This is a genomic window from Variovorax glacialis (assembly GCF_051216375.1).
GTDB lineage: Bacteria > Pseudomonadota > Gammaproteobacteria > Burkholderiales > Burkholderiaceae_C > Variovorax.
In genome coordinates this window covers 139,554-159,076 of the sequence record NZ_JBPJZT010000003.1, presented here as the reverse complement: position 1 = coordinate 159,076, position 19,523 = coordinate 139,554, and the positions used below count along the sequence as shown (strand labels likewise).

Genomic DNA, 19,523 nt, shown 5'->3' with positions numbered 1-19,523 from the left:
CATGAAAAACCAGCTCACCGCACTGACCTTGGCGGTCGCCGCCCTGGCGCTCGCTTCGGGCGCAGCGAATGCGCAGGAAAAGGTGAAGATCGGCTTCGTCACCGACATGTCCAGCCTCTACGCCGACGTCGAAGGCAAGAACGGCGCGCTCGCCATCCAGATGGCGATCGACGACTTCGGCGGCAAGGTGCTGGGCCAGCCCATCGAGCTGTTGACTGCCGACCACCAGAACAAGGCCGACATCGCGGCGTCGAAGGCACGTGAATGGATCGACACCGAAGGCGTGACGATGGTCTTCGGCGGCACGAACTCCGGCACGGCGCTCGCGACGGCCAAGGTGGCGCAGGAGAAGAAACGCGTCTACTTCAACAACGGCGCGGCGACCTCCGCGCTGACCAACGAGCAGTGCAGCCCGTACACGGTGCACTACGCCTATGACACGGTCGCTCTGGCGAAGGGCACCGGCGGCGCGGTGGTCGAGCGCGGCGGCAAGAGCTGGTTCTTCCTGACGGCCGACTACGCCTTTGGCCAGGCCCTCGAAGCCGACACCACGGCGGTCGTGAAGGCCAAGGGCGGAACGGTGGTCGGGGCGGTGCGCCATCCGCTCAACGCGTCGGATTTCTCGTCCTTCCTGCTGCAGGCCCAGAACTCGAAGGCGCAGATCCTCGGCCTGGCCAACGCGGGCGGCGACACCATCAACTCGATCAAGGCGGCGAAGGAATTCGGCATCGGCAAGACCATGAAGACGGCCGGCCTGCTGATCTTCCTGAGCGACGTGCACAGCCTCGGCCTCAAGAACACCGAAGGCCTGCTGCACACCACCAGCTGGTACTGGGACCTGAACGACGACACGCGCAAGTTCGCCAAGCGCTTCTTCGACAAGACCAAGCGCATGCCGACCGACGTCCAGGCCGCCGACTACTCGGCCACCACGACCTACCTGAAGGCCGTGCAGGCCGCCAAGTCGACCGATGCCGACAAGGTGATGGCCGAACTCAAGAAGACACCGATCAACGACTTCTATGCCAAGGGCACCATCCGCCCCGACGGCCGCTTCGTGCATGACATGTACCTGGTCGAAGTGAAGTCGCCCGCCGAATCCAAGCAGCCTTGGGACTATCTCAAGGTGAACGCCAAGCTGCCGGGCGACCAGGTTTTCACCGCGAAGGCCGACTCCAAATGTGCCTTGTGGAAATAGGGCTCGCCCCCAGGCTTCGCGCACTTCGTGTCGCTTTGCCTACCCCCTGCCGGGGGCGGCGGCCCTCTCGCAAATCCTTCCTCCTACCATCTGAGACAACCATGAAAAAGACAATTGCACTCTCCGCCGTTTCCCTTGCCGTTGCGTTCGCCACGGGCGCCGTGCAGGCGCAGGAGAAGGTCAAGATCGGCTTCATCACCGACATGTCGAGCCTCTATGCCGACGTCGAAGGCAAGAACGGCGCGACGGCAATCCAGATGGCCATCGACGACTTCGGCGGCAAGGTGAACGGGCTGCCGATCGAGCTCCTCACGGCCGACCACCAGAACAAGGCGGACATCGCGGCGTCGAAGGCGCGTGAATGGATCGACACCGACAACCTGACGATGCTGTTCGGCGGCACCAATTCCGGCACCGGCCTCGCGATGGCGAAGGTGGCGCAGGAGAAGAAGCGCGTCTTCGTCGTCAACGGTGCTGGGACTTCGGCGCTCACCAACGAGCAATGCAGCCCGTACACGGTTCACTACGCTTACGACACCGTGGCGCTCGCCAAGGGCACCGGTGGGGCCGTTGTGGCCAACGGCGGCAAGAACTGGTTCTTCCTGACGGCGGACTACGCCTTCGGCGCGGCACTCGAAGCCGACACGGCCAAGGTCGTCAAGGAAAAGGGCGGCACGGTGGTCGGCAGCGTCAAGCATCCGCTCAACGCATCGGACTTCTCGTCCTTCCTGCTGCAGGCGCAGAACTCGAAGGCGCAGATCCTCGGCCTGGCCAACGCGGGTGGCGACACCATCAATGCGATCAAGGCGGCCAAGGAATTCGGCATCACCAAGACCATGAAGATGGCGGGTCTGCTGGTGTTCATCACCGACATCCACAGCCTGGGCCTGAAGAACACCGAAGGCCTGCTGCTCACCACGAGCTGGGACTGGAACCTCAACGAGCAGACGCGCGCCTTCGGCAAGAAGTTCTTCGACAAGACCAAGCGCATGCCGACCGACATCCAGGCCGCCGACTACTCGGCCACCACGACCTACCTGAAGGCCGTGCAGGCCGCGAAGTCCACCGATGCCGACAAGGTGATGGCCGAACTCAAGAAGATGCCGATCAACGACTTCTACGCCAAGGGCAACATCCGCCCCGACGGTCGCTTCGTGCATGACATGTACCTGATGCAGGTCAAGTCGCCGTCCGAGTCGACGCAACCGTGGGACTACTACAAGGTCGTCGCCAAGCTGCCCGGCGAGGAGGTCTTCACGACCAAGGCCGAGAGCAAGTGCGCCGTATGGAAGTAAGGCTCGCCCCCAGGCTGCGCGCACTGCGTGTCGCTTCGCCTACCCCCTGCCGGGGGCGGGCCGGCCGCTTCGGGCGGCCGGGCGCGGCGGCCCTCTGGTGAAGAAGGTCGCTCCCGGTTGTTAAGACATTCATGAACATTTCACTTCCTGCCTTGTTGAGCCAGCTTCTGCTGGGGCTGGTCAACGGGTCGTTCTACGCCATCCTGAGCCTGGGGCTCGCGGTGATCTTCGGGTTGCTCAACGTCATCAACTTCGCGCATGGCGCGCTGTTCATGATGGGCGCCGTGTTCACCTGGATGGCGATGAACTATTTCAACGTCAACTACTGGGTGATGCTGGTGGTGGCGCCGGTCATCGTGGGGCTCTTCGGCGTGCTCATCGAGCGGTTGCTGCTGCGCTGGATCTACAAGCTCGACCACCTCTACGGCCTCCTGCTCACGCTCGGCCTGACGCTGCTCGTGGAAGGCGTGTTCCGGTCCATCTACGGCGTCTCGGGCCTGGCCTACGACACGCCGGATGCGCTCGCGAGTGCGACCGACCTCGGATTCATGATCCTGCCCAACTACCGCGCCTGGGTGGTGGTCGCGTCGCTCGTCGTCTGCTTCGCGACCTGGTTCGTCATCGAGAAGACGCGGCTCGGTGCCTACCTGCGCGCCGGCACCGAGAACCCGCGGCTGGTGGAGGCCTTCGGCGTCAATGTGCCGCTGATGATCACGCTGACCTACGGCTTCGGCGTTGCGCTCGCCGCTTTTGCCGGCGTGCTCGCCGCACCGGTGATCCAGATCTCGCCGCTGATGGGGCAGAACCTCATCATCGTGGTGTTCGCGGTGGTCGTCATTGGCGGCATGGGCTCGATCATGGGGGCCATCCTCACAGGCCTGGGGCTCGGCGTGATCGAAGGGCTGACCAAGGTGTTTTATCCGGAGGCCTCCTCCACCGTGGTGTTCGTGATCATGGTCATCGTGCTGTTGATTCGTCCCGCCGGCCTGTTCGGCAAAGAAAAATAAGACGGCAGCCGCATGAAGAAACTCTCTCTTGTCATCTACCTGCTGCTGCTCGTCGCGCTGATCGTGGCACCGTTCGCTGGCGCCTATCCGGTGTTCGTGATGAAGCTCATGTGCTTCGCACTCTTCGCCTCGGCGTTCAATCTGCTGCTGGGCTACACCGGGCTCCTGTCCTTCGGCCACGCGGCCTTTCTCGGTGGCTCGGCTTATGTCGCAGGCCACGCGATGAAGGTGTGGGGCCTCACGCCTGAACTGGGGCTCATCGCGGGCACGGTCACCGGCGCACTGCTCGGCTGGCTCTTCGGGGTGCTGGCGATCCGTCGGCAGGGCATCTACTTCGCGATGATCACGCTGGCGCTGGCGCAGATGGTGTTCTTCGTCGCGTTGCAGGCCAAGTTCACCGGCGGCGAGGACGGCCTACAGGGCGTACCGCGCGGCAAGCTGTTCGGTGTGATCGACCTGCAGAGCGACCTCACGATGTACTACGTGACGCTCGTGATCGTGGTGGCTGCCTTCCTGCTGATCGTGCGCACCATCCACTCGCCCTTCGGGCAGGTGCTGAAGGGCATCAAGGAAAACGAACCTCGCGCACTCTCGCTCGGGTACGACGTGAGCCGCTTCAAGCTGCTGGCCTTCGTGATCTCGGCGGCGCTGTCTGGCCTCGCCGGTTCGCTCAAGACGTTGGTGCTGGGCTTTGCCACACTGTCGGATGTGCACTGGAGCGCCTCGGGCCAGGTCATCCTGATGACGCTGGTCGGCGGCCTCGGCACGCTATCGGGTCCGATCGTGGGCTCGGCCGTGGTGGTGCTGCTCGAGAACAAGATCGGCGAGCTTGGTCACCTGCTGGCGCGCATCACCACCGTCGACTGGTTCAACACGCTGGGCGAATCCGTCACCATGGTCACGGGCCTGATCTTCGTGATCTGCGTGCTGGCGTTCCGGCGCGGGATCATGGGCGAGATCATCGCCTTCATCGACCGCCGGCGAGGGGTGGCGAAGGGCTGAGCGGCGAGCTGCCTCCCTCATCGGGGGGAGAGAAGTCGGCTGTTTCGGACCTGTCTGATGGCTTGCGCGGCGCGCCTCTCCTACCATCGATGTCTTGCTGTCACACAAGTCCGGGCCTTGAGCGCCCGGCGGCTTGCACCTCGCAAGCCTGCCCGCAGCGTCGCCCGGAGGGCGGCGCTGCGAAGGCTCGAATCGATCGAGCACCTTTCCGACATCTCGCTCTAATCGACTTCTAGCCGCCGACGCTCAGAGCCGCAACGGTTGCGCGTAGCCGGTGAGTTCCAGATAGCCGCGCCCGACCGCCTTGCCGCTCTCATCGAGCAATTCACTCAGCCCTTCCCAGTACACCGTGCCGGTCGAGCCCTGGCTGTCGAGCTCCTGGTCGTCGAGCAGGGCGCGTACGGAGAACGTGCCGGCGGGCGTCCCGATGCGCCATCGCGTGGGATACACCGCCCGGGTCCGTGGGCTCGTCCATGTCCCTTCGGCGTCGAAGCGCAGCGCATCCGGCCCGAACACCTGTTGACGCCCATCGGCGGTGCGCAGCGACCCGCCCGTCCACAACACCGATCCGTCGCGGCGCCGTATGCGAAACGCCATCAACGCGCTGCCATCGAACAGGTTCATCCCGATCCAGTCCCAGCCCGCCGCATCCGGGTCCAGGTAGGCGTCGCTCCACTCGTGATCGAGCCAGGCGGTGCCCTGCACATCGAAACGCACGCCTTGCAAGCTCAGGCTGCCCTTCGCCGCGAGATGCGGCTCGCTGTAGTAGTAGCTGGCCTGTTCGGTGTCGGGGCCCTTTCGAGAGAGCCCCGCGCTGCCTTGCAGCATCACGGGCTGCGTAGGCTCGAAGCGCAGGTCGAGCGAGAAGCCTTCGGCCGGCAGGCGCGCCGCGTAGCCTTGGCCGTCGCGCTGCAGCGTCCAGTCACGAAGGCGAACGTCCGTATCGGTTTCCGACGCAGACGCCACGCCGAAGCCCGCGCGCGCGATGCGCTGGTCGTGCCAGAGCTTGCGTCCCTGGAGGTCGGTGATGGCCGCGTGCGCAAAGATCAATTGCTTCGCCGCAAAGGCGGAGCGCATCGACTGCGTCGCTTCGACGCGCGAGCGGAAGAAGGTGAGCTGGAACCCGAATTCGCGCGCGCCGGCCTTCCCGTGCCCCGTGATGTACCACCACTCGGTGCGCAACTCGGGATGGCTGCCGAAGTCACGCGGGAATTGCATGGTGCGCGGCGGCAATGCCCAGGCGGCCGGCGCCCCGAGCGCGCATAGCAGAACGGCGCGCCGCGAAAGTCCATAGGCGCGCATGCTCAAGTCATTCCCCGAGCGCGGCGTCGATTCGCCGCTGCGCTTCGCCGACGTCGCCGAAGGCCTGCTGTACCCAAGCGGCATCGTGATAGCTCGGCAGATAGCGTTCGCCCGAATCGCAGAGGAGCGACAGGATCGAGCCTCGCTTCCCGGCCTCTCGCATCTCGCGGGCCAGCCCCAGCATGCCGATGAAGTTGGTGCCGGTCGACGGCCCGACCTTGCGGCCGAGCAAGGTCGAGAGCGCACGCATGGCCGCCATCGAATCGACGTTCGGCACTTCCATCATCCGATCCACCAGCGTGCGCACGAAGCTGGGCTCGACGCGCGGGCGTCCGATGCCTTCGATGCGCGAGCCGGGCGCCGTCAACGCGGCATCGCCGCTTGCGTGATAGGCCGCGAACACCGAGCCTTCCGGGTCCACGACGCAAACCTGCGTGTCATGGCAGCAATAGCGCACATAGCGGCCGATGGTCGCACTGGTGCCGCCGGTGCCCGCGCCCACCACGATCCACGCCGGCACCGGATGCCGCTCGCGCGTCATCTGCTGGAACATGCTCTCGGCGATGTTGTTGTTGCCGCGCCAGTCGGTCGCGCGCTCCGCGTAGGTGAACTGGTCCATGTAATGGCCGCCGCGCCGCTCGGCCAGGGCGCGCGCTTCCTCGTACACCTCGCCGGCGTGATCGACGAAGTGGCAATCCCCGCCATGGAAGGCGATCTGCGCCACCTTCTCGGGCGATGTGCTGCGCGGCATCACCGCGACGAAGGGCAGGCCGAGCAGGCGCGCGAAATAGGCTTCGCTCACCGCGGTGGAACCGCTCGATGCCTCGACGATGGTGGTGCCTTCACGGATCCAGCCATTGCAGAGCGCATAAAGGAAGAGCGAGCGCGCGAGCCGATGCTTGAGACTGCCGGTCGGATGGGTCGATTCGTCTTTCAGGTAGAGGTCGATGCCGGCCGATGCGAAGCCCGGCAGCCGCAAGGGTATGAGGTGCGTGTCGGCGCTGCGCCGGTAGTCGGCTTCGATGCGAAGGATCGCGGTGCCGAGCCAGCCGGCGCTGCCAGAGGAGGAGTCAATCATTCGCACATTCTCTGCCAATCGATTCAGAATGGCGCTCTCTGGAATCCGATGCAGAAGACTTCGCCCGCTCCAAGCCCCGATGCATATGTGCTGGCCCTCGACGGTTGGCAGCGTGCCTGTGTCGAGAAGCTGCGCGCGGCGGTGCGTGAAGCGTCCGCGATGGAAGAGGTCGTGAAGTGGCGGCACCTCGTCTATCTGGCGAACGGGCCCGTGCTGCTGATCCGCGCGGAAGATGATCGGGTCCTGTTCGGCTTCTGGCGCGGCGAGCGCCTGCGTGCCATCGAAGCGGGCCTGAAGCCTGGAGGAAAGTTCGAGATGGCCACCTTGGAACTGCGTGAAGGGATGACCATCGACACCGCAACGGTGGGTCGCCTGACGCGCGAGGCGGTCGATCTCAACCAGCGTCTCGGTGATCCGACGCTCGACGCCAGGCGGCCCTGAAACCCGGAGACTTCAAGATGCAGGATGCGAGCCCATTCTTTCGCGAAGCCGGCACGGGGCCGGGCGTGGTGTGTCTCCATTCGAACGCGAGCAGTTCGAGCCAATGGCGCGGCCTGATGGAGAGGCTGGCCCCGGCGTTCCACGTGCTGGCGGCGGATGCCTACGGCGCGGGCAAGAGCCCCCCTTGGCCGACCGACCGGCAGGTCGCGCTCCGCGACGAGGTGACACTGCTCGAGCCCGTCCTTGCGCGTGCTGGTGACGATCCTCTCGTGCTGGTCGGCCATTCGTATGGCGCTGCCATCGCGCTCGTCGCCGCCGTCGCGCAACCCCATCGTGTGCGCGCATTGGCCCTGTACGAACCTACCTTGTTCGCACTGGTCGACGCCGAGACGCCGCCGCCCAATGCGGCCGACGGCATTCGCGCTGCCGTCGACGGCGCCGGCATCGCGCTCGACAACCGCGATCCGTCCGAAGCGGCCCGCTGCTTCATCGATTACTGGATGGGCGCAGGCGCCTGGGCGCGCACGCCCGATGCCCGCAAGGGCCCGATCGAAAGTTCGATGGTCAACGTGCGCAACTGGGCGCACGCATTGCTCAACGAACCCACCCCGCTGCAGGCTTTTGCCGCGCTTCGGGTTCCGGTGCTCTACATGACTGGAAGGCAGTCGCCGGCATCGTCCCTCGGCGTCGCGAAACTGCTGACGCGCACGCTGCCCAATGTCGAGGTCGTCGAGTTCGAGGCGCTCGGCCACATGGGGCCGGTAACGCATCCCGATGTCGTCAACGATGAGATCTGCCGCTTCCTCGCGACGCTGGTCGACGAATGAAATCCCGCCGGCTCACCAGTCTTCCTTGACCGCCATCACCGCATCGCGTCCCGCGGCCGCGCGGCCGGCCAGCCATGCGGTGACCGTCCCCGCCGCCAGCACGGCTGCGCAGAGTGCGGCGAGTCGCTCCCAGGGCACGAGGAGATCCATCGTCCAGTGGAAGCTCTGCGGGTTGACCACGTGCACCAGCACCACCGACACCGCCAGCCCCAATCCCAGCCCCGCCACCGCGCCGATCGCCGTCCAGGCCGCGCCTTCGCCGGCCACGATGGCCAGCACCTGTGCGCGCGTGAATCCCAGGTGCGCGAGCAGCCCGAACTCCTTGCGTCGCGCCAGCACCTGCGCGCTGAAGCTGGCGGCAATGCCGAACAGGCCGATGCCGATCGCGACCGCCTGCAGCCAGTAGGTGACGGCAAAGCTGCGGTCGAAGATGCGCAGCGAAGTCGCACGGATCTGGCCGACCGAGGCCAGCTCGACGGGTTCGCTCGCACCGAGTTCGCGCGCTGCAAGCGTGCGCACCGCCTGCTCGGCCTCGCCGACGTTCGCTCCCGGCGCCAGCCAGAGCGCGATATCGCTCACGTTGCGCTCGCCCGTGAGACGCTCGAAATCGCGCGCGTCCATCGTGATGGCGCCGAACTGCCGGACGTAGTCGCGCCACACACCGGCGACGAAGAAGACGGATGGCGAAGTCCGCTCGCCTGCAGCACCGGGCGCGAACGCGCGTGCCAACGGCTCGAAGGCCCGGCCCGGCTGCGCGCCATACAGCTCGACCATCGCCTCGCTCACGTAAACGCCGATCTGCCCCGCCGGCACCGGAAATGCTGCGCCGATCAGGGGCAGCGCGCGGCTCGCATCCTCGTCCAGGCTGCGCGCAATGAGGGTGACGGCAGGCCGCGAGGGATCCAGCAGCAACGGCCGTGTGCGCAGCGTGCCGGTGCGCACCACGCCCGGCAACTGACCGAGCGACTTCACGAAGGCCGGATTGAATGTCGCCCGCTCGCTCGTCGAACTTCCGCCGGCCGCGCTGCGCACGTAGAGGTCGGCCGGCAGCACCACGTCGAGCCAGCGCGTGACCGAATCACGAAAGCTCGCGACCATGACCGTCAGCGCAACCGCGAGGCTGAGGCTGGCCACCACGCCGCTGACCGCCACCGCCGCGGTGCCGCGCATGCGGCGCGCACGCTCGATCGCGAGCAGCGGCAGCACCCGTCGCGCGAACAGGGGTGCGAGCCGGTCGTAGAGGAGGGCGATGAGCCACGGCAACGCCGCGATGCCACCGACCAGCAGAAAGCCGACCGAGAGATAGGCCGCGATGGGAATGCCGAACACCGCTGGTGCCGTGGCCAGCGCCCCACCGGCTGCAATCAGCAGCAACGCCATCCGATGGCCTGCGCCGCGTGTCGGCGGAGCGCCCAGGCCTTTCAGCGTCTGGGCCTCCGGCAAGGCCTGCGCGGCGCGTGCAGGCCACCATCCGCCCACGCCGGCAGCCAGCACGCCGAGTGCGCCGTAGAGCACCGCGGCGCTTGTGCTCCAGTGCAAGGTGGGCGCCACGCCTTCGAAGTAGCCGCCACCGAGATCGCCGCCCAGCACCTGCAGCGCGAACTGTGCGAGCGCCGTGCCCAACGCGATGCCGGCGATGCTTCCGATCAGCCCGAGCACGAGCGACTCGGCCAGCACCAGCCGCAGGCGCTCGCTTGGCGTGACACCAAGCACGCCAAGCAGCGCAAACTGCTGCGCCCGCTTCGCGACGCTCAGGGCCAGCACCGAGAACACCAGAAAGGCCCCGGTGAACAGGGCCACCAACGCCAGCACGGTGAGATTCACGCGATAGGCGCGCGAGAGGTTGCTGACCCGCTCCGCCGCGTCGCCCGGTTCCGCGATCTGGATGCTCGCCGGCCAGCCCGCCGAGTCGCGCAGCGATCGGATGAATGCCAAGCGATCCGCGCCCGCAGCGAGCCGCAGGTCGATTCGGGTGAGGCGGCCGCCGCGGTCGAACAGATCCTGCGCCGCGCCGATATCCATCACCGCGAGCGAGGCGCCGCCCGCGGCAACCTGCCCGGCGACATTGAGTGTTTGCCACTGGCTGCCGACGCGCAGCTGAACAGTCGTCGCGGTCTCTCCCAACGCCTTCCGGGCGGCCGCGTTGAGAAACAAATGACCCGGCGCGAGCAGCGCCAGCCGATCGCCGCCCTCCGCGGGCCGCGGCATCAACGCCGGCGCAATGGTCGGCAGCACCAGCGCATCGACGCCGACCACGCGCAACGGCACGCGCCGCTCGCCGGCCAGCGCCACGCCCTGGACTTCCAGCACCGGGCTTGCGAGCGCCACCTGCGGATGCCGCGCCACCTGCGCGAACACCGACTCGTCGAAGCTGCCTTGCAAGGCGCGCAGTTCGAGGTCCGGCTGACCGTTGACCGAACGCACAGCGCTCGAGAATTCATCCAGTGCCGAGGCGTTGATCAGCTGCACCGAAAACGCCAGTGCGACCCCCAGCATCACCGCCACGACCGCCGCCGCGTTGCGCCACGGGTGGTGGCGCAGCTCCTGCCAGGAGAAAGTGGAAAGCAGCGCCCTCATGCGAGGCGATTCTCGCCTGCCCCGACTGCTAGCATCCGTCGGCTACAACAACGAGGAGACAGATCCATGTTCCGCACCCGGCGCGCCCTTGCGGTCGCGGTCTTCAGTGCCAGTCTTTGGAGTTCGATGTCCAACGCCCAGAACCCGCCTCCCGCACTGCCCGATCCCGCGACGACGACGGTCGATGCGTTGGGCTGGATGCAGGGCTTCCCGCCGCCGCCCGACAAGCTGATCACCTTCGACAACCCGTCCGGCAGCGTCTATCCGCGCACGCGCTGGTCCTTCTCGCACGTGCGCGAATCCGTACCGACGCGGAACGTGTGGCGCGGTGGTGGCCAGCCGAGTCCCTTGCCAGCGGCGCCGCGCGATCTCGACAGCGTGCCCTTCAAGACGCTCGGCGGCGCCGACATGACTTTCGCGCAGATGATCACGGGCACCTACACCGACGGGATCCTCGTGCTGCATCGCGGTCGCGTCGTATACGAGAAGTACTTCGGCGCGCTCACGCCCGAGCGCCCGCACCTCGCGATGTCCGTCACCAAGTCCTTCGTCGGCACGCTGGCCGCCATCATGGTGGCCGAGGGCACCCTCGACCCGGCGGCGCCCGTCACGAAGTACATCCCCGAACTCAAGGATGGCGCGTACGGCGACGCCACCGTGCGCCAGGTGATGGACATGACCATCGGCGTGCACTACTCCGAGAACTATGCCGATCCCAAGGCGGAGATCTGGGACTACGCCCGCGCGGGGGGCATGATGACCCAAGGCCCCAACTACACAGGGCCCAAGTCCTTCTACGAATTCCTGGGCACGCTCAAGAAGGAGGGCGCGCACGATGACGGCTTCGCCTACAAGACGGTCAATGCCGAGGTCCTCGCCTGGATCCTGCGGCGGGCGAGCCAGAAATCACTCGCGGACCTGATGAGCGAAAAGATCTGGCGCCGCATCGGTGCCGAGGAAGACGCCTACTTCATGGTCGACCGCATCGGCACCGAATCGGGCGGAGGCGGGCTGAACACCACGCTGCGCGATCTCGCCCGCTTCGGCGAAACCATGCGCAACGACGGTCGTGCCAACGGGCAGCAGGCCATTCCGAAGGCGGTGGTCGACGACATCCGCCGCGGCGGCGATCGTGCCAAGTTCGTCAAGGCCGGCTACCCGCTGCTACAGGGCTGGTCGTACCGCGACATGTGGTGGGTCACGCACAACGCGCATGGCGCGTTCATGGCACGAGGCATCCACGGACAGAGCATCTACGTCGATCCGAAGGCGGAGATGGTGATCGTGCGCTACGCCGCGCACCCCATTGCCGCCAACGGCGCGAACGATCCGCTCACGCTGCCCGCGTTCGATGCCGTGGCGAACTACCTGATGGCGCAATGAAGGGCGTTCAGAGCTGGCTGGATGCCGAGGCCAGGTAGGCGCGGACCGCAGGGCTGGCACTGAGCCCTGCCGCACGGGCGTAGGCCTGCCGTGCTTCTCCGGCCTCGCCGGCCCGTCCCAGCAGGTGAGCCCGGGCCGCCCAGTAGGGTTGGTAATTGGCGACCTCAGCCGGCGCCAGCGCGTCGAGCGCACGCAGTCCTTCGGCCGGCCCCGCAGCCACGCCGACCGCGCAGGCGCGGCTGACCTGCGCGCCGACGCTCGGCCGCAGGGCCAGGAGCCCGTCGTACAGCGCCACCAGCGCGTCCGGCGGCACTTGCGCACCCAGGCGCCGCGCACAGTGGGCGGATTGGATCGCGGCCTCCATCTGGTAGGCGCCGGCGGCGTTCATCGATGCCGCGGCGCCTAGCGCCTGCTCGGCCTGGTCGCGCAGCGCGTGGTCCCAGCGTGCGGTGTCCTGCTCGTCGAGGGGCACATAGTCGCCCTGGTCGCTGCGCCGGGCCTTCGCGCGGCTTTCGCAGAACAGCATCAGCGCGAGCAGGCCCAGCGGCTCGGGTTCGCAGGGCATCAGGCCGCACAGGATGCGGCACAGGTCGATCGCCTCAGCCGTCAGGCCGCGCTGCGTGGCGTCGGCGCCGTCGACATCCTCCCAGCCGGTGCCATAGGCGGCGTAGATGCCGTCCAGCACATCCTGCAGTCGCTGCGGCAGGTCGCTCGCGCGCGGAAATTCGAAGGGGATGCCTGCAGCGCGGATGCGCGCCTTGGCACGCACCAGCCTTTGTCCGAGCGTTGCCGGTGCAATGAGGAATGCGCCTGCCATGCGGGCAGCGTCCAGACCCAGCACGGTTTGCAGCATCAGCGGCGCGCGCGCCGCCGCATCGATGGCCGGGTGCGCGCACACGAACAGCAGGCGCAGCCGTTCGTCCGGCACGGCTTCGCCGCCCGAGGCGTCGTCGCCGATCTCGTCGGTCAGCAGCAGCAGGGTCTGCGTCGCTTCGTCCTGCACCCGGCTGTGTCGCCAGGCGTCGAGGGTGCGGTTTCGCGCGACGCTCAGGAGCCAGGCCTCGGGCCGCTCGGGCACGCCATCCAGGGGCCAGCGCTCGAGCGCGCGGGCGAAGGCATCGGCCAGCGCGTCCTCCGACGCGGCGATGTCGCGTGTGCGCGCCGAGAGGATCGCCACCAGCCGCCCGTACGACTGGCGCGCGGCCATCTCTGCGGCCGCGCGTGCTTCCTCTAGCTGAAGCGCCGGGCCGGTCACATGTCCGGCGTGCTGAAGACGGGGCGCACTTCCACGCCGCCGGTGCTGGCGCAGGGCGCGCGGGCCGCCCATTCGAGCGCCGCGTCGAGGTCCGGCACATCGATGACGAAGTAGCCGCCGAGTTGCTCCTTGGTGTCGGCAAAGGGCCCGTCCTGCACCTGGCGCTTGTCGCCGCGCACGCGCAGCGTGGTGCCGGTCATGGGCGGCGTCAGGCCGTGGCCGTTCAGCACGATGCCCGATTGCCGCACCGCGCCGACGTAGGCCATCCAGCTGGCCCGGTAGGCTTGGGCAGCTGCATCCTCCCGCTGGTCGAATTCCGACTGGGGCTGGTAGAACATCAACATGTATTGCATGGGGACTCCGAAATTGGAAGAACACGAGCAGGATCGCTCACAGCAATGACGATGCGCAAGGGGGCATTTCGACAGGTCCCCCGCAAGTTTTTTTTGATGCGCGGAGGTAAGCTTCGCGCCATGCAGACACTCCCCACCTACGACGACGTGGTCGCCGCTGCCGCGCGGCTCGAAGGCCAGGCCCACCGCACGCCGGTGCTGCGCTCGCGGACGGCGGACGCCCGCTGGGGCGCCCAGTTCTTCTTCAAGTGCGAGAACTTCCAGCGCATGGGCGCCTTCAAGTTCCGCGGTGCGTTCAATGCCTTGTCGAAGTTTGATGCGGCCCAGCGCAAGTCCGGCGTGATCGCCTTTTCTTCAGGCAACCACGCACAGGCCGTCGCGCTGGCTGCGAGCATCCTCGGGATGCCGGCCGTCATCGTCATGCCCAACGACGCGCCGGCCGCCAAGCTCGCCGCCACGCGCGGGTACGGCGCCGAGGTGGTGCAGTACGACCGCTTCACCGAAGACCGCGAAGCCCTCACCCGGCGCCTGGCCGCCGAGCGCGGCATGACGCTGATCCCGCCCTATGACCATCCCGACGTGATTGCAGGGCAGGGCACGGCGGTGAAGGAGCTGATCGATGATGCGGGGCCGCTCGACGTGCTCTACATCTGCTTGGGCGGCGGCGGCCTGACGAGCGGCTCGGCGTTGTCGGCCCGCGCCCTGTCGCCCGACTGCAGGGTCTTGGGCGTCGAGCCCGAGGCCGGCAACGACGGCCAGCAATCGCTGCGCGCGGGCCGCATCGTGCACATCGAGACGCCCAAGACCATCGCCGACGGCGCACAGACCCAGCACCTGGGCGAATACACCTTCGGGATCATCCGCCGCGACGTGAACGACATCGTCACCGTGAGCGATGCCCAGCTCGTCGATGCGATGCGCTTCTTCGCCGAGCGCATGAAGATGGTGGTCGAGCCCACGGGCTGCCTTGCGTTCGCAGGGGCCTGTGCGGCCGGCGATGCGATCCGCGGCGCGCGTGTCGGCGTGATCATCAGCGGCGGCAATGTCGATCTCGGGCGCTACGCGGCGCTGCTCGCAGGCTCGGGCACCTAAGGTCGTATTCCTTCGGCGCTCAGGTGCAGCTCGCGGTCGGCACGCGCTGCCGCGGTTTCCGAATGCGTGACCAGGACCAGCGAGGCGCCATGCTCGCGCGTCTGCGCGATCAAGACGTCCATCACGCGGGCCGCGGTCGTCGGGTCAAGATTGCCGGTCGGTTCGTCGGCCAGCAGCAGCGAAGGGCGATGCACCAGGGCACGGGCGATGGCGACGCGCTGCAACTGGCCGCCGCTGAGTTCCTGGGGAAGACGCGCACCCAAGCCCGCCAGCCCGACGGCCTCCAGCATCTGCGTGACACGCGCATCGGCGGCCGGGCCGCGCCGGCCGAGCAGCATCAGGGGCAATCCGACGTTCTGCGCGACGTCCAGATGCGGCAGCACGTGGAAGGCCTGGAAGACGAATCCCACGTGCTGGCGGCGCCAGATCGCCCGCGCATCGGCGCCGAGCGTACCGATGTCCGTGCCGTCGTGCGTGACGGTGCCCGAATCCCAGCTGTCGAGCCCGGCCATGCAGTTGAGCAGGGTCGACTTGCCGACCCCCGACTCGCCCACGATCGCGACGAACTCGCCGGCCGCGACGTCGAGGGACACGTGCTCGAACACCGGCACCTCGCCATAGTGCTTTGCCAGATCGGAGATGCGCAAGCTCATGCGATGTCGATGACCTCTCGGACGACCTGCGCGATGGCGTCCGGCGCCTCCGCCGCGATCACGCGGCGCTGCGGCATGCTGCGCAGCCAGGTGATCTGGCGCTTGGCAAGCTGGCGCGTGGCGGCGATGCCGCGATCGCGCAGTTCGGTGATGGGCCATGCGCCGTCGAGCGCCTCCCAGGTCTGGCGATAGCCGACACAGCGCATCGAGGGCAGGTCCGCCGCTAGGTCGCCCCGTGCGCGCAGCGCCTGCACCTCGGCGATGAAGCCCGCCGACAGCATCGCATCGAAGCGTGCCGCGATGCGTTCGTGCAGCCATGCGCGATCGGTGGGTTCCAGCGAGATGAATGCGGCGGCCGGCCATCCGGCATCCGTGGCGCCTGCGCCATGAAAGCTCGACAGGGGCTGCCCGCTGCTGTGCCAGACCTCCAGCGCACGCTGGATGCGCTGGCTGTCGTTCGGCGCCAGTCGCGCGGCGGTGACGGCGTCAACCTCCGCGAGGCGGGCGTGCATCGCCGGCCAGCCGAGGTCGGCCGCATCGGCTTCGAGCTGCTTGCGTACTTCCGGGTCGGCCGCAGGCATGGCATCGATGCCGTCGGCGAGTGCCTTGAAGTAAAGCATCGTCCCGCCCACGAGCAGCGGCAGCTTGCCGCGCGCGTTGATCTCGCCGATGAGGCGCTTCGCATCCTGCACGAAGGCGGCCGCGCTGTAGGCCTCGCCGGGGTCGCGGATGTCGATCAGGTGGTGCGGCACTTCGGCGCGCTCCTGCAGCGTGGGCTTGGCAGTGCCGATGTCCATGCCGCGGTAGACGAGCGCCGAATCGACGCTGACGATCTCGACCGGCCGCACCCGCGCAATGGCGAGTGCAGCCGCGGTCTTGCCCGACGCAGTGGGGCCGGCCAGCGCGACATAGCGCTGAGAGTCGGGGGCGGGTGACGTGGTCGAGGCACGCGGCGCGCTGTGCGAAAGGGCCGGTGCGGCAAGGGGCGGCATGCGCCCGAGGTTAACAAAGCCGGCGCGCCGAGCGCCTGGGGTGCGTCAGATCGCCGGCCCCGGCTGCCGGGCTTGCCGGCGCGACTCTGGCGCTGGCGGCGGCGCGGTGGCGGTGGTTTCGTCGTGCGACGCCATCTCGGTGGGCGGCTCCTTCATGCGAAACAACTGCGTGAGCGCTGCGCGGTACTGCGCCTGGCCGATCGAATTGGCGTTGTGGTGCGATCCGCCCTCGATAAGTACGAAGAGCTTGGGCACGGTCGCGGCGTCGTACAGCTTGCGGCCCAAGGTCGGGTTGATGAGGCTGTCGGCCGCGCCATGCACCACGAGCAGGGGTGCGCCGATGTCCTTCACCTTGCTGATGGCCTCGAAGCGCTGTGTGATGAACGGCCCGAAAGGCAGCCAGCCCCATTTGAAGCTGCTCACCACGTCGGCGATGGACGTGAAGGTGCTTTCGACGATGACGCCACTTTCGTCGTGGACGCGGGAAGCCAGGTCGATCCCGATCGCGCCGCCGAGCGAATGGCCGAAGATGTATCTGGGCTGCTTCGGATGATTGGCGGCGAGCCAGGTCCAGGCCGCGTAGGCGTCCTCGCGGGCCGAGTCTTCCGAAGGCAGACCCTTGGAGCTCTTTCCGAAGCCGCGGTAGTCGATCGCCAGCACCGCGAACCCCAGTTCATGCATGCGCCGCATCCGTGGCGCCGACCCGGCCACGTTGTACCTCGCACCGTGCAGGTAGAGCAGGACCGGGGTGTCTGGCGTGTCGGGTGCGCCGCCGAGCCACAGCCCGTGCAGCCGCGCCGGCTCGCCGGTGACCGAGGACTTGAAATCGATCCAGACGTCGTCCATGCCCTCGCTCATGGCTTCCGAATTGCCCCAGCTTCGGTCGCTGGGCTGGAAGATCCACTCGCGCTGGCGCTCGTCGAGGGTGGAGCAACCGCCCGCCAGCAGGGCGACCAGGGCGGTAGCGGATGCGAACAGAGTCCAGGATTTCATGAAGGCTGAAGGACAGGCGAAAGGGCCGGAAAGTTCAACGAAAGACCTAATGCAACGTGCGTGCCCGGTCCTTCGATGACGCTCGAAAACCCTTGGTTTCATCTTCAAGATCGGCCAAATGCACCGAAATCCACTGCCGAGCGCGCCGTATACGCTTGGGTCCGGCAGGATGCAGGCGATGTAAAGACCGCGCTAGCGGCCGCGCATGAACAAGGCGTCGAGCTCGCGGACCGAGAGCTGACGCCAGGTCGGGCGGCCATGGTTGCACTGGTCAGACCGCTCGGTGGCCTCCATCTGGCGCAGCAAAGCGTTCATTTCGTCGACGGTCAGCTTGCGGTTGGCGCGCACTGCGCCGTGGCACGCCATGGTCGAGAGGAGTTCGTTCTGGGCGCGCTGCACCACGGTACTGGCGTCGTGGTTGGCCAGTTCCGCGAGCACGCTCCGCGCCAGTTCGACGGGGTCGCCATCGGCCAGCGTGCCGGGCACGGCGCGCACCGCCAGGGTGCGTGGCGAGAAGGGCGTGATTTCGAGGCCGAGCGATGGCAGCACGGCGGCGCAGGCCTCGGCGGTCGCCACTTCCTGCGGCGTGGCCGCGAAGGTGGCGGGGATCAGCAGCGGCTGGCTGGTGATCGCAGCGCCGTCCAGCTGGGTCTTGAGCCGCTCGTACACGATGCGCTCGTGCGCCGCGTGCATGTCCACGATCACGAGGCCCTGGGCGTTCTCCGCCAGGATGTAGATGCCCTGCAGTTGCGCCAGGGCACGGCCCAGCGGCCAGGCTTCGGACTGGCCCGGCGCCGAAGATTGAACCGGCGTGGCCGGGGACAGCGCTTGCGGCGCCAACGGCGCGATCCAGGGGCTGTCCGCGACCGTCGGTGGTTCGGCCGGCACTTCCTTCCGATAGGCGGGCCACATGGCTGCCGCATCGCCGAGGCCGCGCTCCGCGGCAAACGGCATCGCGGGTTGCGTCCATGACGCCGAAGCGGGCAGCATGCGCGGCTTGAAGAAGGGTTCGGCCGGCGCACCCACGGCATCTCCGGCGCGCGGTGCGGCGAGCGCGTCCTCGATCGCGTGGCGCACCGCCTGGTGCACTTCCCGCCCGTCCCGGAAGCGGACCTCGATCTTCGTCGGATGCACATTGACATCGACCCGCGCGGGATCGATCTCGAGGTACAGCGAATACACCGGCTGGCGCTGGCCGTGCAGCACGTCCTCGTAGGCGCTGCGGACCGCGTGCGCCAGCACCTTGTCGCGCACGAAGCGACCGTTGACGTAGAAGAACTGCTGGTCGGCCCGCGAGCGCGCGGCATCGGGGATACCGGCGCGGCCCGTGACGCGCACCGGTCCGGCGACATGCTCGACCGCGACGCTCTGCGGGACGAAGTCGTCGCCGAGCGTGTCGGCAAGCCGTTGATCGCGCGAGACGGCGGCCCGCCACTGCTCGACCAGCTTGCCCTCGTGCCAGATCGCGAAGCCGACCTCGGGCCGCGCGAGGGCGTGGCGGCGCACGGCCTCGATGCAGTGCGCCAGCTCGGTCGCGTCGGTCTTCAGGAACTTGCGGCGTGCCGGCGTCGCGAAAAAGAGCTCGCGCACTTCGACGGTGGTGCCGGTCGCGCGGGCCACGGGCCGCAGCTCGCCGGTACGCCCATCGAGCAGGAAGGCGTTGTCGGCGCCGGCGAAGCGCGAGAGGATGCTCAGCTCCGCGATGGCGTTGATGGCCGCGAGCGCCTCGCCACGGAAACCCATCGTGCCCACGGTCTCGAGATCGTTCAGGCTCGCGATCTTGCTGGTGGCATGGCGGCGCAGGGCCAGCGGCAGTTCGTCGCGCGGCAGGCCCAGGCCGTCGTCCTCGACCGAGATCAGCCGCACGCCACCCGCGGACAGCCTGACCGTGACCTGCCGGGCGCCGGCATCGAGCGCGTTGTCGAGCAGTTCGCGGACCACGGACGCGGGACGCTCCACGACTTCGCCGGCGGCGATCTGGCTGATCAGTTCGTCGGGAAGTTCGCGAATTGGACGGCGCGCCGCGGCGTCGATGGAAGAGGGGAGAGCGCTCACGGGGACATTCTAGAAGGCCG

General features: G+C 67.7%; 17 protein-coding genes. 8 read left to right on the top strand and 9 right to left on the bottom strand.

Going from position 1 to position 19,523, the window contains the following annotated elements; all coding sequences use genetic code 11:
- The first annotated feature begins 1 nt into the window (after position 1).
- From ACSFBL_RS09340 to ACSFBL_RS09325, 4 genes are all read left to right on the top strand, one after another.
- Positions 2–1,198, top strand: coding sequence for an ABC transporter substrate-binding protein (locus ACSFBL_RS09340; protein WP_435515497.1), 1,197 nt, complete (start codon positions 2–4; stop codon positions 1,196–1,198).
- Between the two features lie 101 nt (positions 1,199–1,299).
- Positions 1,300–2,493 carry an ABC transporter substrate-binding protein gene (locus ACSFBL_RS09335; RefSeq protein WP_435515496.1) on the top strand — a complete coding sequence of 398 codons (1,194 nt, stop codon included), beginning with the start codon at positions 1,300–1,302 and terminating at the stop codon, positions 2,491–2,493.
- 131 nt (positions 2,494–2,624) lie between these two features.
- Entirely contained in the window at positions 2,625–3,500 is an 876-nt protein-coding gene (locus ACSFBL_RS09330; RefSeq protein ID WP_435515495.1) for a branched-chain amino acid ABC transporter permease, read from the top strand.
- A 12-nt stretch (positions 3,501–3,512) separates the two neighbouring features.
- Positions 3,513–4,502, top strand: coding sequence for a branched-chain amino acid ABC transporter permease (locus ACSFBL_RS09325; protein ID WP_435515494.1), 990 nt, complete (start codon positions 3,513–3,515; stop codon positions 4,500–4,502).
- A gap of 246 nt (positions 4,503–4,748) precedes the next feature.
- Here ACSFBL_RS09325 and ACSFBL_RS09320 read toward each other — a convergent pair whose 3' ends face one another.
- Positions 4,749–5,804, bottom strand: coding sequence for a lipocalin-like domain-containing protein (locus ACSFBL_RS09320; protein ID WP_435515493.1), 1,056 nt, complete (start codon positions 5,802–5,804; stop codon positions 4,749–4,751).
- 7 nt (positions 5,805–5,811) lie between these two features.
- Entirely contained in the window at positions 5,812–6,882 is a 1,071-nt protein-coding gene (locus ACSFBL_RS09315) for a PLP-dependent cysteine synthase family protein (RefSeq protein ID WP_435515492.1), read from the bottom strand.
- An 87-nt stretch (positions 6,883–6,969) separates the two neighbouring features.
- On the opposite strand from ACSFBL_RS09315, the gene ACSFBL_RS09310 reads away from it, so the two are divergent.
- Both ACSFBL_RS09310 and ACSFBL_RS09305 read left to right on the top strand, forming a co-directional pair.
- Positions 6,970–7,323: a DUF1801 domain-containing protein gene (locus ACSFBL_RS09310; protein ID WP_435515491.1), complete on the top strand. Its 354-nt coding sequence runs from the start codon at positions 6,970–6,972 to the stop codon at positions 7,321–7,323.
- A 17-nt stretch (positions 7,324–7,340) separates the two neighbouring features.
- Positions 7,341–8,150: an alpha/beta fold hydrolase gene (locus ACSFBL_RS09305; RefSeq protein WP_435515490.1), complete on the top strand. Its 810-nt coding sequence runs from the start codon at positions 7,341–7,343 to the stop codon at positions 8,148–8,150.
- Between the two features lie 12 nt (positions 8,151–8,162).
- Here ACSFBL_RS09305 and ACSFBL_RS09300 read toward each other — a convergent pair whose 3' ends face one another.
- Entirely contained in the window at positions 8,163–10,727 is a 2,565-nt protein-coding gene (locus ACSFBL_RS09300; RefSeq protein ID WP_435515489.1) for an FtsX-like permease family protein, read from the bottom strand.
- Between the two features lie 66 nt (positions 10,728–10,793).
- Between ACSFBL_RS09300 and ACSFBL_RS09295 the strand changes: the two genes are divergently transcribed.
- Complete coding sequence (locus ACSFBL_RS09295) at positions 10,794–12,110, top strand: serine hydrolase domain-containing protein (RefSeq protein WP_435515488.1); 1,317 nt, start codon at positions 10,794–10,796, stop codon at positions 12,108–12,110.
- Between the two features lie 7 nt (positions 12,111–12,117).
- Here ACSFBL_RS09295 and ACSFBL_RS09290 read toward each other — a convergent pair whose 3' ends face one another.
- Both ACSFBL_RS09290 and ACSFBL_RS09285 read right to left on the bottom strand, forming a co-directional pair.
- Positions 12,118–13,317 (bottom strand): RNA polymerase sigma factor, encoded by a 1,200-nt coding sequence (locus ACSFBL_RS09290; protein WP_435515487.1) that lies wholly within the window; start codon positions 13,315–13,317, stop codon positions 12,118–12,120.
- Between the two features lie 44 nt (positions 13,318–13,361).
- The gene (locus ACSFBL_RS09285) at positions 13,362–13,718 is read right to left on the bottom strand and encodes a YciI family protein (protein ID WP_435515486.1); all 357 of its coding nucleotides are present in this window, start codon (positions 13,716–13,718) and stop codon (positions 13,362–13,364) included.
- A gap of 120 nt (positions 13,719–13,838) precedes the next feature.
- Between ACSFBL_RS09285 and ACSFBL_RS09280 the strand changes: the two genes are divergently transcribed.
- A complete protein-coding gene (locus tag ACSFBL_RS09280; protein WP_435515485.1) occupies positions 13,839–14,810 on the top strand; it encodes a threo-3-hydroxy-L-aspartate ammonia-lyase in 972 nt (323 codons plus the stop codon).
- Here the strand turns inward: ACSFBL_RS09280 and ACSFBL_RS09275 are convergent.
- From ACSFBL_RS09275 to mutL, 4 genes are all read right to left on the bottom strand, one after another.
- Positions 14,807–15,463 (bottom strand): ABC transporter ATP-binding protein, encoded by a 657-nt coding sequence (locus tag ACSFBL_RS09275; RefSeq protein ID WP_435515484.1) that lies wholly within the window; start codon positions 15,461–15,463, stop codon positions 14,807–14,809. The two genes, ACSFBL_RS09280 and ACSFBL_RS09275, sit on opposite strands and share 4 nt — an antisense overlap.
- Positions 15,460–16,455 (bottom strand): tRNA (adenosine(37)-N6)-dimethylallyltransferase MiaA, encoded by a 996-nt coding sequence (gene miaA / locus ACSFBL_RS09270; protein WP_435515483.1) that lies wholly within the window; start codon positions 16,453–16,455, stop codon positions 15,460–15,462. Before miaA ends, ACSFBL_RS09275 begins: the two co-directional genes overlap by 4 nt.
- A 45-nt stretch (positions 16,456–16,500) precedes the next feature.
- Positions 16,501–17,448 carry an alpha/beta hydrolase gene (locus tag ACSFBL_RS09265; RefSeq protein WP_435515482.1) on the bottom strand — a complete coding sequence of 316 codons (948 nt, stop codon included), beginning with the start codon at positions 17,446–17,448 and terminating at the stop codon, positions 16,501–16,503.
- 192 nt (positions 17,449–17,640) lie between these two features.
- Entirely contained in the window at positions 17,641–19,503 is a 1,863-nt protein-coding gene (gene mutL / locus ACSFBL_RS09260; protein ID WP_435515481.1) for a DNA mismatch repair endonuclease MutL, read from the bottom strand.
- Positions 19,504–19,523: the final 20 nt, after the last annotated feature.